At 71.0% G+C, this 12727-nt stretch carries 17 protein-coding genes; 5 read left to right on the top strand and 12 right to left on the bottom strand.

Translation table 11 applies throughout. The features are described 5' to 3' along the window. Window positions 1-12 precede the first annotated feature (12 nt). Window positions 13-1251 carry an MFS transporter gene (locus tag KME80_RS32680; RefSeq protein WP_281427275.1) on the top strand — a complete coding sequence of 413 codons (1239 nt, stop codon included), beginning with the start codon at window positions 13-15 and terminating at the stop codon, window positions 1249-1251. Here the strand turns inward: KME80_RS32680 and KME80_RS32675 are convergent. The 3 genes from KME80_RS32675 to KME80_RS32665 are packed head-to-tail and all read right to left on the bottom strand — an operon-like array spanning window position 1236 to window position 3660. Further along, a complete protein-coding gene (locus KME80_RS32675) occupies window positions 1236-1988 on the bottom strand; it encodes an MBL fold metallo-hydrolase (RefSeq protein WP_219510385.1) in 753 nt (250 codons plus the stop codon). The two genes, KME80_RS32680 and KME80_RS32675, sit on opposite strands and share 16 nt — an antisense overlap. Continuing rightward, on the bottom strand, window positions 1942-2841 hold the full coding sequence (gene murI, locus KME80_RS32670; protein ID WP_372455404.1) for a glutamate racemase: 900 nt from the start codon (window positions 2839-2841) through the stop codon (window positions 1942-1944). The genes KME80_RS32675 and murI overlap by 47 nt, the downstream gene beginning before the upstream one ends. Window positions 2842-2868: 27 nt before the next feature. Further along, on the bottom strand, window positions 2869-3660 hold the full coding sequence (locus tag KME80_RS32665) for a thioesterase family protein (RefSeq protein ID WP_219510384.1): 792 nt from the start codon (window positions 3658-3660) through the stop codon (window positions 2869-2871). A gap of 109 nt (window positions 3661-3769) precedes the next feature. Between KME80_RS32665 and KME80_RS32660 the strand changes: the two genes are divergently transcribed. Next, window positions 3770-4096: a hypothetical protein gene (locus KME80_RS32660; protein ID WP_219510383.1), complete on the top strand. Its 327-nt coding sequence runs from the start codon at window positions 3770-3772 to the stop codon at window positions 4094-4096. An 86-nt stretch (window positions 4097-4182) separates the two neighbouring features. Continuing rightward, a complete protein-coding gene (locus KME80_RS32655) occupies window positions 4183-6096 on the top strand; it encodes a DUF3352 domain-containing protein (RefSeq protein ID WP_219510382.1) in 1914 nt (637 codons plus the stop codon). 58 nt (window positions 6097-6154) lie between these two features. Here KME80_RS32655 and KME80_RS32650 read toward each other — a convergent pair whose 3' ends face one another. The 5 genes from KME80_RS32650 to clpS form a co-directional block, all read right to left on the bottom strand. Further along, the gene (locus tag KME80_RS32650) at window positions 6155-7102 is read right to left on the bottom strand and encodes a PLP-dependent cysteine synthase family protein (protein WP_219510380.1); all 948 of its coding nucleotides are present in this window, start codon (window positions 7100-7102) and stop codon (window positions 6155-6157) included. A gap of 1 nt (window position 7103) precedes the next feature. After that, window positions 7104-7376: a MoaD/ThiS family protein gene (locus KME80_RS32645; RefSeq protein WP_219510378.1), complete on the bottom strand. Its 273-nt coding sequence runs from the start codon at window positions 7374-7376 to the stop codon at window positions 7104-7106. Window positions 7377-7515: 139 nt separating this feature from the next. After that, window positions 7516-7917, bottom strand: coding sequence for a M67 family metallopeptidase (locus tag KME80_RS32640; RefSeq protein WP_219510377.1), 402 nt, complete (start codon window positions 7915-7917; stop codon window positions 7516-7518). Window positions 7918-7927: 10 nt separating this feature from the next. Then, window positions 7928-8452 (bottom strand): DUF2017 domain-containing protein, encoded by a 525-nt coding sequence (locus KME80_RS32635; protein WP_219510376.1) that lies wholly within the window; start codon window positions 8450-8452, stop codon window positions 7928-7930. Beyond that, window positions 8449-8742 (bottom strand): ATP-dependent Clp protease adapter ClpS, encoded by a 294-nt coding sequence (gene clpS, locus KME80_RS32630; RefSeq protein ID WP_219510375.1) that lies wholly within the window; start codon window positions 8740-8742, stop codon window positions 8449-8451. The genes KME80_RS32635 and clpS overlap by 4 nt, the downstream gene beginning before the upstream one ends. A 46-nt stretch (window positions 8743-8788) precedes the next feature. Between clpS and KME80_RS32625 the strand changes: the two genes are divergently transcribed. After that, window positions 8789-10072 carry a nicotinate phosphoribosyltransferase gene (locus tag KME80_RS32625; protein ID WP_219510374.1) on the top strand — a complete coding sequence of 428 codons (1284 nt, stop codon included), beginning with the start codon at window positions 8789-8791 and terminating at the stop codon, window positions 10070-10072. A 15-nt stretch (window positions 10073-10087) separates the two neighbouring features. Continuing rightward, window positions 10088-10657, top strand: coding sequence for an isochorismatase family protein (locus KME80_RS32620; protein WP_219510373.1), 570 nt, complete (start codon window positions 10088-10090; stop codon window positions 10655-10657). A 56-nt stretch (window positions 10658-10713) separates the two neighbouring features. Here KME80_RS32620 and KME80_RS32615 read toward each other — a convergent pair whose 3' ends face one another. The 4 genes from KME80_RS32615 to KME80_RS32600 all read right to left on the bottom strand — a co-directional run. Beyond that, window positions 10714-11136 (bottom strand): type II toxin-antitoxin system VapC family toxin, encoded by a 423-nt coding sequence (locus KME80_RS32615; protein ID WP_219510372.1) that lies wholly within the window; start codon window positions 11134-11136, stop codon window positions 10714-10716. Then, window positions 11136-11375, bottom strand: coding sequence for a CBS domain-containing protein (locus tag KME80_RS32610; protein ID WP_219510371.1), 240 nt, complete (start codon window positions 11373-11375; stop codon window positions 11136-11138). Before KME80_RS32610 ends, KME80_RS32615 begins: the two co-directional genes overlap by 1 nt. A 134-nt stretch (window positions 11376-11509) precedes the next feature. Next, window positions 11510-12112, bottom strand: coding sequence for a nucleotidyltransferase domain-containing protein (locus tag KME80_RS32605; RefSeq protein WP_219510369.1), 603 nt, complete (start codon window positions 12110-12112; stop codon window positions 11510-11512). 89 nt (window positions 12113-12201) lie between these two features. Then, window positions 12202-12727, bottom strand: a 526-nt coding sequence (locus KME80_RS32600; RefSeq protein WP_219510367.1) for a hypothetical protein, incomplete at its 5' end; no start/stop codon positions are given.

The raw sequence follows: 12727 nt of genomic DNA, 5'->3' as shown, positions 1-12727 counted from the left end.
GATCCTGACGCAATGACAACGGGGGTGTTGCGTAGCCCTGACTTTCTCCGCTTCTTGAGCTCGCACGTCGCCAACGAAATGGGCGCCAATATCTCGCGTGTGGCGCTCCCTCTGGTCGCCGTGCTGACGTTGCACGCCTCCCCTCTCTCCTTGGGAGTCCTGTCGGCGTTACAGAGCGCGGCCTTCCTGCTGATCGGCCTGCCCGCGGGGGTGTGGGTCGACCGGATGCGGAAGCGCCGCGTGATGATGGCCGCCGACCTGGCCAGGTGCCTGCTGCTGGCGAGCATCCCGGCGGCGAGCGCGCTGGGCCTGCTGTCGATGGCGATGCTGTGCGTGGTGGCGCTGCTGGTGAGCGTGGCCGGGGTGTTCAACGACGTCTCCGACCTGAGCTACCTGCCTGAGCTGGTGACGAAGGACCGGCTGGCCGACGGCAACGCCAAGCTCGAAGTGGTCCGCTCCGGCGGCGCGCTGGCCGGTCCCGGCCTCGGCGGCGTGCTCGTGCAGCTGCTCGGCGCGCCGCTCACGCTGCTCGCCACGGCGGCGGCCTCGCTCTCCTCGGTGCTCTTCCTGGGCACGATCAGGACTCCCGACCACCCTCCGGCGAGCACCGCCGACCGGGGCATGCTGTCCGGCATCCGGGAGGGGTTCGCGTTCGCCTGGCGTGACCGGCTGCTGCGCACGTTCATGACGACCACCGCGCTGACGAACCTGTGCCTGAGCGCGGTGCTCGGCCTGTCGGTGCTGTTCCTGGCGGACGTGGTGCTGCTGCCGCCCGGCCTGGTCGGCGCGCTGCTCATGTCGGGCGCCGTGGGCGGGCTGATCGGCGGGCTGATCGGCGGGCCGCTGTTCAGGAGGTACGGGACGGCCCGGGTGTCGTGGCTGGCCCTGGCCGTCACCTCGCCGTTCGGCCTGCTGCTGCCGATGACGGAGGCCGACTGGCGGGCCTCGTTCTTCGCGATCACCTCGGTCGCGCTGTCGCTGGGCGCGATCCTCTACAACGTGGGCGAGCTGACCTACCGCCAGACCGTCGCGCCGGAGCATCTGCTGGGCCGGGTCAACGCGACGGTCAGGTTCGTCGTGTGGGGCACGATGCCGCTCGGCGCGCTGCTGGGCGGCATCGTGGCGCAGCAGATCGGCGTGCGCGAGGCGTTGTGGGTGTTCATGGCGGGCAGGCTGGTGTCGTTCCTGCCGCTGGTGTTCTCCCCGCTGGTGCGGATGCGCGACTTCTCCGAGCCTCAGCTCAGGTCGTAGCAGGCTCCGCTGCGGGCCAGCTCGACGGGCCCGCCGAAGCCGCCGCGGGCGGCGTCGTCGAGCACGGTGGCCTCGTCGTTCCAGGGCACCAGGTGGGTGAGCACGAGCCGGCCGGCTCCGGCCCTGGCGGCGTGCTCGGCGGCCTGGCGGCCGGACATGTGCAGGCCCTCGGGCAGGTCGGGGGCGTCGAGCAGGGACGCCTCGCAGAGCATCAGGTCGGCGTCGGCGGCCAGCTTGACGACCTCGTCGCACTCGCCGGTGTCGCCGGAGTAGGCGACGCTGCCGCCGCCGCTCTCCACGCGGAACCCGTACGCCTCGACGGGGTGGGCGACGCGGGCGGCGGTCACCCGGAACGGGCCGACCTCGAAGCTGCCGGGCGCGAGCGGCGAGAAGTCGTAGCTGGACTCCAGGCCGGGCTCCTCGGGCATGCCGTAGGCGGCGGCCAGCCGGCGTGGCGCGTCGGCCGGCGCGTGCACGGGCACCCGGGGGTAGGGCGCGGCCGGGCCGTAGGTGCGCACGACGTGGTACGGGCACAGGTCGAGGCAGTGGTCGGCGTGCAGGTGCGTCAGGCAGATCGCGTCGACGTCGTACAGGCCGATGTGGCGCTGCAGCGCGCCCAGCGCCCCGCTGCCGAAGTCGAGCAGCAGCCTGAAGCCCTCGTCCTCGATGAGATAGCAGGACGCGGGGCTGTCAGGGCCGGGAAAGCTTCCCGAGCAGCCGACTATGGTCACCTTCATGTGGGCCTCCCTCGTAGGTGGTACCCCCCACTGGTGCGACTTCGACCGCGTCGATCTCCGGGCCCAGGAAGCGGCGCCCGAGCCGGGCGAAGAGCAGCGAGTCACCGGTCGCGCGGAAGCGGTGCCGGGGGGTGGCCTCGCTCCCGGCCGCCAGGCCGCGGTCGTGCAGGATGCGGTAGACGTCCTTGGCCGTCTCGTCGGCGCTGGACACGAGCGTGACGCCGTCGCCGGCGACGTAGGAGATCGCGCCGGTGAGGAGCGGGTAGTGGGTGCAGCCGAGGATGAGCGTGTCGCACCCGGCGGCCTGGATCGGCTCCAGGTAGCCGCGGACCACGTCGATGAGCTCCTGGCTCATGGTCTCGCCGCGCTCGACGTACTCGACCAGGCGCGGGGCGGCCACGCCGGTGAGCAGCACGTCGGGCGCCGCGGTGAAGGCGTCGTGGTAGGCCATCGAGTCGATGGTGGCGCGGGTGGCGATGACCCCGACCCTGCCGGTGCGGGTGGCGCGGACGGCGCGGCGGGTGGCGGGCTGGATCACCTCGACGACGGGCACGTCGTAGCGTTCGCGGGCGTCGCGCAGGACCGCGGCGCTGGCGCTGTTGCAGGCGATGACGAGCATCTTGACGTCGTGCTCGACGAGGTGGTCCATCACCTCCAGGGCGTACGCGCGCACCTCGGCGAGCGGCTTGGGCCCGTAAGGCTGGCGGGCCGTGTCGGCCACGTAGGTGATGGACTCGTGAGGCAGCTGGTCGATGATCGCCCGGGCGACCGTCAGGCCGCCGACCCCGCTGTCGAAGATCCCAATACTCGCGTCCGGCACGCTTCGAGGGTAGGCGACCTGCGGCGTCTTCACCGCGTAAGAATGCTCACACCGGGTGTGTCATCCTCGGCCGACGCGGGCGAGCTGGCGTGACTGGGCGACCAGGCGGCCGGCCGAGTCCCACACCTCGACCTCCTCGTCGAACCAGCCGTCGGAGATGAGGCGGCCGCCGCCGATCAGCGTGAGCAGGCCGGGGGCGGGCAGCGCGCGCAGGTGCCAGGTGAGGTCCACGGTGGGGGCCCAGCCGCGCAGCCCGGCGCTGAACACCACGGGCGGCAGCGCGTCGACGGCCAGCGCGAGCACGAACGGGTCGGGTTCCTGCGGCTCGGCCATGCGGAAGTAGGCGCGCGACTCGGGCCTGCCGGTGGGGCCGCCGTTCAGCCAGGCGATGGTGGGCGGGTCGAAGCTCAGCTCCACCTGGGCGTTGAGCGTCATGTTGGACTCGGGCTTGGGATTGGGCAGCTTGACGCACTCCTCAAGCGGAGGCATGACGTGTCCGGGTTTGTCACTGTAGATCGGGTCGGCGCCGGTGAGCGTGGCCGTGGTGACCAGGCTCTCGATCTGCGGCACGCCGTCCTGGACGAGCGTGGCCCGGGTGAACGCGGCGGTCCGGCCGGCCTTGAGCCGCTCGACGCGGACCTGCGCGGGCCCCGGCGCCGGGGACCGGTGGAACTGCGAGGTGGTGCTCACCGGGTGCTCGAACGGCGAGTCGTCCACCACGGCGCGCAGCACCACGGCCATGAGGTAGCCGCCGTTGAGCGGCCCGCCGATGGAGTATCCCGGGTCGAGGCAGACGTCGTAGGTGGTCTCGTCGATGCGGATCGCCTGCGTGGCCTCGTCGAACTTGGTCATCAGCCCCTGCCCTCAAAATGGAACTATATTCTAGTAGGCCATACTCTACGGCATCCGTCCATCAGCGCGCCTACCTGCGAAAACGCGACAAGGCTGCGAAAGTTCGATCATGGCTAATGTCACCGAACTCATCGGTCAGTCCGTCTGGGACGCCAACGGGGTGTGGGTCGGTCACGTCGTGGACATCCGCGTGGTGCGCAACCGGGGAGAGTTGCAGCAGGCGAGCACGGTCTACGGGCTCATGGTCTCGGCCCGCCGGGGCCCGGTGCTGCTCCGGCTCACGCGCGACCGGCACGGCCGCGCCTCCTGGCTCTCGCGCGCGGTGGGCCGCGTGGTCTACGCCGGCTGCACGTTCGTGCCCTGGTCCCAGGTCGAGGAGTACGGCGACGGCGAGGTCCACATCAACGCGCTGCGCCGCCAACTGAACAGGGCATAACGGCCTACTTCAGCACATTGCAAGCGGCTGTATAGCAACATCAGCTAACTTCTACGTGGTCATAAGTCCACACTGTGAGTTGAGTGATGTCTGCGAATAATCCCCCACCTGGCCAGGATCCTGACCGGACCACGGCGTACCGCTGGAACGAGCAGCAGCCTGAGCCTCCTCAGGCACACGGCCAGCCATACCCGCCACAGCAGCCGTACCAGCAGCCGCAGTACGGCCAGCCGCAGGACCCGTACGCCCAGCAGGGCTACGGCCAGCAGGGGACTCACGGTCAGCAGCCCGGCTACGGGCAGCAGCAGCCCTACGGCCAGCAGCCCCAGTCCCAGGGCTACGGCCAGCAGCAGCAGGGCTATGGCCAGCAGCCGTCCTACGGCCAGCCGCAGGACCCGTACGCCCAGCAGGGCTACGGCGGCCAGCAGCCCGGTTACGGCCAGCAGGGCTACGAGCAGCAGGGTTACGGCCAGTACGGCCAGCAGCCCGGCCAGGGCGGTGGCGGAGGCTGGTCCGGCCAGGGCCCCGAGATGCTCGGCCAGACCCCCGCCGACCCGCCCGCCAAGGGCCGCAAGAACCTGTTCATCGCCATCGCGGCCGCGCTGGCCGTGATCCTGCTCGGCGGCGGCGCCGTGTGGGCCGTGGGCGCGATCGGCGGCGGCGGGACGCAGCCGCACGACGTGCTGCCCGCGGCCTCGATCGCCTACGTCCGCCTCGACCTGGACCCGGCGGCGAACCAGAAGCTCGCGCTGTTCGAGATCGGCCGGAAGTTCACCGTCACCAAGGACTCCTTCCAGGGCGAGGACCCGCGCCAGGCGCTGTTCGACGCGCTGAAGAAGGACAGCCCCGAGGGCCTGAAGGACGTCGACTGGGCCAAGGACGTCGACCCGTGGCTCGGCAGCCGCGTCGGCGTCGGCATCCTGCCCTCCGGCGGCGAGGACCCCGACTTCGCCGTGGCCGTCCAGGTCAAGGACGAGGAGGCGGCCAGGGCGGGCATCGCCAAGATGATGGGCAAGTCCGAGTACGGCATCGCCTTCCGCGAGGACTACGCGCTCCTGACGGCCAACCAGCAGCTCGCCGACAAGTACGGCGCCGAAGCAGGCAGCCTGGCCGACAACGCCGACTTCAGCGACGACCTGAACGCGATCGGCGAGCAGGGCGTGCTGTCCTTCTGGGGGCACCTGGGCAAGCTGGCCGAGCTGTCGAAGGACACGCTGACGCCCGACCAGAAGCTGCTGATGGAGCAGATCAAGACCGCCAGGTTCGCGGGCGCGCTGCGCTTCGACGGCTCCTACGTCGAGCTGGCGGGCGCGGTGCGCGGCGGCCAGAACCTCACCAACGGCGAGGACCTGACCGGCACCTCCCTGGCCGCGCTGCCCGACAGCACCGTGGGCGCGTTCTCGATGTCCGGCCTCGACAGCCTCATCACGAACAAGTGGGGCGAGATCGAGAAGTCGACGGCCAAGACGTCCAGCGGCGCCCAGTTCCAGCAGTTCGTCCAGCAGGCCAAGTCCCAGTTCGGGCTCGACCTGCCCGGCGACCTGGCGACCGTGCTGGGCCAGAACCTCACCATCGCGCTCGACGGCGAGGGCCTGGAGTCGCAGCAGTACAAGGCCGGTGTCCGGGTCGCCACCGACGCCGCCAAGGCGCAGGCCATCCTGGACAAGGTCCAGGGGGCGCTCACCGCGCAGGGTCAGCAGGTGAAGATCGCCAAGGTCGCCGGTGACGGCGTCCTCACGGTGGCCACCGACGACGCCTACGCCAAGAAGCTCGCCGAGGACGGCGCGCTCGGCGACAGCGAGACCTTCCAGACCGCGATCCCGGAGGCGGACCAGGCCACGTTCGGCCTGTTCGTCGACCTGGACAAGGTCGAGAAGCTCTACCTGAACAACCTTCAGGGCGAGGAGAAGGCCAACCTGCAGGTGCTGCGCGCGGTGGGGCTCAGCGGCAAGCAGACCGACACCGACGTGTCGTTCTCGCTGCGGGTCCTGTTCAACTGACATCACACGACAAAGAGGGAGGGGCGGCCCGGCCGGGCCGCCCCTCCCTCTTTGCGTCTCAGGCCCAGAGCTGGCCTTCGAGCCGCTGCTCGGCCTCGTCCAGCGTGCCTTCGTACGCGCCCGTGGACAGGTACTTCCAGCCGCCGTCGGCGACCACGAACACGATGTCGGCCCGCGCGCCCTCCTTGACGGCCTTGCGCGCCATGCCCAGCGCGGCGTGCAGGGCGGCCCCGGTGGACACGCCGGCGAAAATGCCCTCCGACGCCAACAGCTCGCGGGTGCGGCGCAGCGCGTCGGCCGACCCCACCGAGAAGCGCGTGGTCAACACGGACTCGTCGTACAGCTCAGGGATGAAGCCCTCGTCCACGTTGCGCAGCCCGTAGACGAGCTCGCCGTAGCGCGGCTCGGCGGCCACGATCCGCACGTCCGGCACCCGCTCGCGCAGGAAGCGGCCGACGCCCATGAGGGTGCCGGTCGTGCCGAGCCCGGCCACGAAGTGCGTGACGGACGGCAGGTCCGCCAGGATCTCCGGCCCGGTCGTCTCGTAGTGGGAGCGCCAGTTGGCCGGGTTGCCGTACTGGTAGAGCATCACCCAGTCGGGATGCTCCGCCGCCAGGCCCTTGGCCACCCGCACCGCCTCGTTGGAGCCGCCCGCCGCGGGCGAGGAGATGATCTCCGCACCCCACATGCGCAGGAGCTGGCGGCGCTCCTCGGAGGTGTTCTCCGGCATGACGCAGATCAGCTTGTAGCCCTTGAGCTTGGCGGCCATCGCCAGCGAGATGCCGGTGTTGCCGCTGGTGGGCTCCAGGATCGTGCAGCCGGGGGTGAGGAGGCCGTCCTTCTCCGCCTGCTGCACCATCCACAGCGCCGGCCGGTCCTTGATCGAACCGGTCGGGTTGCGGTCCTCCAGCTTGGCCCACACCCGCACGTCAGCGCTCGGCGACAGCCGGGGCAGGCCGACCAGCGGGGTGCGGCCCACCGAGTCGATCAGCGAGTCGAAGCGCATGTCACCCGCCGGCGACGGCCGGCAGCACGGTCACCGTGTCGCCGTCGGACAGCGGGGTGCCGAGACCGCCGAGGAAGCGCACGTCCTCGTCGTTGAGGTAGACGTTGACGAACCGGCGCAGGCCGGACTCGTCCACCAGCCGGTCCTTGATGCCCGGGTGGCGGGATTCCAGGTTGGTGATCAGGTCGTCGAGGGTGGCGCCCTCGGCGTCGACGGCCTTGGCGCCGTCGGTGTAGTTACGCAGGATGGTCGGAATGCGAACCTCGATGGCCATCGCTGTCAGTCTCCTCGGATCAGGGTCGTCCCATCGGCGGCAACGCCGAATGCTGGCTGGCGAATTCCGGCTCAGCGACAGTCGTAGACGACAACGGCAGGGGTGTGCGCGAAGAGGAAACTCTGCACCGGCCTGACCATCATGGGATGAACCTTACCTCTTCCTCGGAAATCTCTCCGTCGAGGATCCGGTACGAGCGGAACTCCACCTGGTCCTCGTCCCGCGTGGAGACCAGAACGTAGTGGGCGTTCGGCTCGGAGGCATAGGAGACGTCGGTGCGCGACGGGTAGGCCTCCGTCGCGGTGTGGGAGTGGTAGATGACGACGGGCTCCTCGTCGCGGTCGTCCATCTCCCGCCACACGCGGAACTGCTCCATCGAGTCGAACCGGTAGAAGGTGGGCGAACGCTCGGCGTTCTCCATTGGGATGAACCGCTCCGGCACCCCGTTGCGCCCCGCGATCACGCCGCACGCCTCGTCGGGGTGGTCGGCCCTGGCGTGGGCAACGATCTTGTCAACCAGTTCCTGCGAGATCGTCAGCATGCTGCGGAAGTTACCAGAGCGCGCGCACCAGGCTGTCCTGGAGGTAGGTCAGCCAGTCATAGGTGACGAACGCCGGATAGCGGGGATCGTCCTCGGACATCTTCTCGATCTCCTCGTGGATCTCCTCCGTCACGCCCAGCTTGGTGCCGAGCGTCAGCCGCACGTCGTTGAGCGCCCGCAGCCACGCCTGCGCCTGCTCGGGCGTCAGCTCGCCGCGCCCCGGCTCGGCCGTGTCGAGCAGCGTCTGCGCGTCGGCCCGCTTGCCGTCGCGCAACGTCGCCTCGGTGTAGCGGCGGAACTCCGACGCGTCCTGCGCGTCCTCGTACGCCGACGGGAACAGCCGCGCCAGCACCGGATCGGACGGCGCCACTCCCCCGCCGATGCCCAGCGCCCGCTCCAGCGGGTCGTCGCTCGTCTCGCCCGGCGCCACCAGGCCCAGCACCATCGACACCAGCGAGCGCAGCAGCGCCACCTCGCCCGCCTCGAACGTGGTGACCACCTTGCCGCCCCGGCCGGCGGAGAACCCGGAGCTCACGTGGCCGAGTCCGGCTGGACGGTGGCCCACAGGCCATAGGAGTGCAGGATCTGCACGTCGCGTTCCATCTCCTCGCGGGTGCCGCTGGACACCACGGCCTTGCCCTTCTGGTGGACGTCCATCATCAGCTTCTCGGCCTTGGCCTTGGGGTAACCGAACACGGTCTGGAAGACGTACGTCACGTACGACATCAGGTTGACCGGGTCGTTCCAGACGATCGTGACCCATGGCAGATCGGGCCGGACGTCCGTTGCCGGGCGCTCGACGGTGGTTGGAGAGGTGCTACCCACATCCAGCAGTCTGCCCTATGTGAGCCGTAGTCTTCGACTCGTGAGGATGAGCATGAGCACCGCGTTGCTGACGGATCACTATGAGCTGACGATGCTCCAGGCGGCCTTGCGGAGCGGCGCCGCGCACCGGCGGGCGGTCTTCGAGGTGTTCGCCCGCCACCTGCCCGGCGGGCGCCGCTACGGCGTCGTGGCCGGCACCGGACGCGTCCTCGACGAGCTCGAACGCTTCCGCTTCGGCGAGGAGGAGCTCGCCTTCCTGCGCGACAACCACGTGGTCGACCAGCCCACCCTCGACTTCCTGGCCGACTACCGCTTCTCCGGCGACGTCTACGGCTACCGCGAGGGCGACCTGTACTTCCCGGCCTCCCCCATCATGGTCGTCGAGGGCACGTTCGCCGAGGCCGTGCTGCTGGAGACCGTGATCCTGTCCGTTCTGAACCACGACTGCGCCATCGCCTCGGCCGCCTCCCGCATGAGCGTCGCCGCCGGCAAACGGCCGCTCATCGAGATGGGCTCGCGCCGCACCCACGAGCGCGCCGCCGTCGCCGCCGCCCGCGCCGCCTACCTGGCCGGCTTCGCCTCCACCTCCAACCTCATGGCCGGGCACGTGTACGGGGTGCCGACCGCGGGCACGGCCGCGCACGCCTTCACCCTGCTGCACGACTCCGAACGGCAGGCGTTCGAGACCCAGATCGCCTCACTCGGGCCCGAGACCACGCTGCTCGTCGACACCTACGACGTGGCCGAAGCCGTCCGCACCGCCGTCGAGCTGGCCGGACCCAAGCTCGGCGCCGTCCGCATCGACTCCGGCGACCTGGCCGCCGCCGCCCAGGAGGTCCGCGAGCAGCTCGACGCGCTCGGTGCCTTCGACACCCGCATCCTGGTCACCTCCGACCTGGACGAGTACGCCATCGCCGCGCTGGCCGCCGCGCCCGTCGACGGCTACGGCGTCGGCACCTCCCTGGTCACCGGCTCCGGCGTGCCCACCGCCGCCCTGGTCTACAAGCTCGTGGCCCGCGAGACGGCCACCGGCAAGCTGGAGCCCGTGGCCAAACGCTCGGTCGGCAAGCCGTCACGCGGCGGGCGCAAGGAGGCCTACCGGCTGCTCGACGACACCGGCCACTACGAGACCGAGCTCGTCACCACCTCCGGCCTCGTCCCCGAGGGCGGCATCCCGCTGATGCACGAGCTGGTGCGCGACGGCCGGGTCGTCGGCCGCGAACCGCTCGACGAGGCCCGCGCCAGGCACGCCGACGCCGTCGCCCGCCTGCCGCAGGACGCCCTCCACCTGGGCAGGGGGTACGCGGCCATCCCCACCGAGTTCGCCTGACGTATCGTGAGCCGTATGGGAACCGCGCTGATCATCGTGGACGTGCAGAACGACTTCTGCGAGGGAGGCAGCCTGCCCGTCGCGGGCGGCTCCGAGGTGGCCGCCGCCATCACCCGCCACGTCGCCGAGCACGGCTACGACCACGTCGTGGCCACCCGCGACTACCACGTCGACCCGGGTGACCACTTCTCGGCCGCGCCCGACTTCGTCGCCTCCTGGCCCGCCCACTGCGTCGCCGGCACCCCCGGCGCCGACTTCCACCCCGCCTTCGACGTCGCGGCCGTCGAGGAGGTCTTCAGCAAGGGCGCCCACGCCGCCGCCTACAGCGGCTTCGAGGGCACCAGCGGCGACGGCGTCCCGCTCGCCGACTGGCTGGCCGAGCACGGCGTCCACGACGTCGACGTGGTCGGCATCGCCACCGACCACTGCGTCCGCGCCACCGCCCTCGACGCCGTCAAGCACGGCCTCGCCGTGCGCGTCCTGCTCGACCTGACGGCCGGGGTCGCCCGCCAGACCACCCAGGCGGCGCTCGCCGAGCTCGACGCCGCCGGCGCCACGCTCCACGGCGCCCCGATCGTCCGCTGACACCCGGAGGACGGCCTCCGGGGGCGGCAGGTCCCTGGCGGCGAACTGCGCCGGCCCTAGTTCAGGTCTGCGGGCAACACGGTGAAGCAGTCACCCCACAGCGGCTTCATCGCCCGGAAATGCCGCTGATCCAACGTCAGCACCCGGGTGGTGCTGTGCCGTGCGGCGATCAGCGCCACGGACGCGTCGGTGAGCCCGATCTCCATGTCGGCGTAGCGCTCGGCGATGTCGACCGCCCGCCGCACGTCGAGCGTCGACATGTTGACCATCTCGTAGTCGCCGGTGCTGACGCTTCGGAGAAACTCCAGCTCCCGGCGCACGCCGGCGAGCTTGAGGATCATGTAGTCGGTCTCCGCGAGCACGTAGGGGGACAGCAGGACCGGCCCCGTCTCGGTCCGGAGCACCTCCCGGGCCTCCTTGTGCTGGGGCTGCCTGGGGTCGATGGCGGCCAGCAGGCCGCTGGTGTCGAGGACGAGCATCAGTCGAGCCCGTCCCTTCCGTAGCCCTCGGCGAGGATGTCGTCGAGCCGCTCGGCCGTGACCGGCTCGTCGCCGACCTCGAAGACCGGCAGACTCACCCGCTGCCGTCGCTCGACGACGATCTCGTCGCTGAGCACGCGCGCGATCGCGTCGCGCATGTAGTCCTCCTCGGACAGGCCGTGCGCCCGCGCCGCCTCGGCGACGCGGTGCTTCATGTCCTCGGGCAGGTACAAGCTCACCTCTGGCACCTTTCTACGTTAGCTCGGCACCCATGTGCCGTCACCGATCACGAAGAGTACGCATTCGGCAACGCTCTGGTCAGGCGAGTTTCCAGATACGTGAAAGGTGCTCCCGATACGGGAGGAGGATCGTTCTACCGGGGTGGCAGTTTCTCCAGCCAGGGATGATCCCCCAACTCCTCGGTGAGGGCCGCGGCCAGCCAGGACCGCTGTTCGCCGGTGAGCAGGGGCGCCAGGTGGGCGAAGTCGGCGTCGTCCTTGGGGCGGCGGTGCTTGGCCTTGTAGAGGAGCTGGATCTCGGGCGCCAGCCGGGGCGGCCCGGCGTCGCGGACGACGACGGTGTCGAGGGGCCGCCGGATGCCGGGGGCGCGCCGGTAGACCCAGTCGTCGCCGTCGGACTCGTCCAGCATGAGCTGGAGCCGCCACGGCCCGCCGGTCGCCTCGCGTACCCAGATGTCGTGCACCCGGGCGGGCAGCGTCTCGTCCACGGGCCAGGGGCGCAGGGAGCCGGCGGGGTCGGCCGCCCAGCAGTCCCAGCCGGACAGGAGCCGCCGTACGGTGAGGTGGTCGCGCCGCAGCACGCCGACGTCCACGTCGCCGTGCTCGCGGAAGGCGCGTCCGACGGCGAGTTCGATGGCGTGGCCGCCGCCGATCCACCAGGGCGCGTCCAGGCCGGCGAAGAGCCGGGCGACCTCGGACACCGGGATCGGCTCCCAGGGGTGGTCGACAGGGGACATGCGGATCACCTCCAGCGAGGGTCCAGCCTAACGGCGGGCCCGGGGGCCCCCGGGGGGGCGGCCCCGCGCGGGGCCGCCGGTCCGGGGGGTCACTCGGTCACGCTGTTCAGGCTCGGACCGTCGTCCTCGCCTCCGGTGCCGGAGCGGACCCCCTGCTCGCCCGGCAGGGCCGGGGCGGTGGGCTCCGGCATGGCCACCGGCTCGCACGGCGCGACCTCACCGTCCACGACGGTCAGCGACATCGAGGTGGGCGGCTTGCCCGGGTCGTCCCGGTCGACGCCGGCCGCGAGCACGAGCGTCTGCCCGTCCTTGATCTGGCCGGCGGTGACCGAGAAGGAGATGCCGCCCCGCTCGCTGCCGATCGTCGTCTCCAGCCGGCCGCCCGGCGCGGGGTGCGCGCCCCTGGGCTCCTTGCACGTCTGGCCGGCGGGCAGGTAGTCCACGACGGCCTTGACCCCGGCCGCGGCGAGCTCGGCCTCCAGGTCGCCGGGGTCGCGGAACTCGTTGATCCACACCTCGACGGTCCCGTCGGCCTGCTTGTCCACCGCGAACGCCGGTGTCGCCGTCGTCCCGTACAGGGTGACGGCCGCGACGGCGGCCGCCGCGGCCCCCCCC

Source organism: Nonomuraea ceibae, from assembly GCF_019396325.1.
Taxonomy (GTDB): domain Bacteria; phylum Actinomycetota; class Actinomycetes; order Streptosporangiales; family Streptosporangiaceae; genus Nonomuraea; species Nonomuraea ceibae.
The sequence above is the reverse complement of the archived record's forward strand: the minus strand, read 5'-3'. Positions and strand labels throughout refer to the sequence as shown.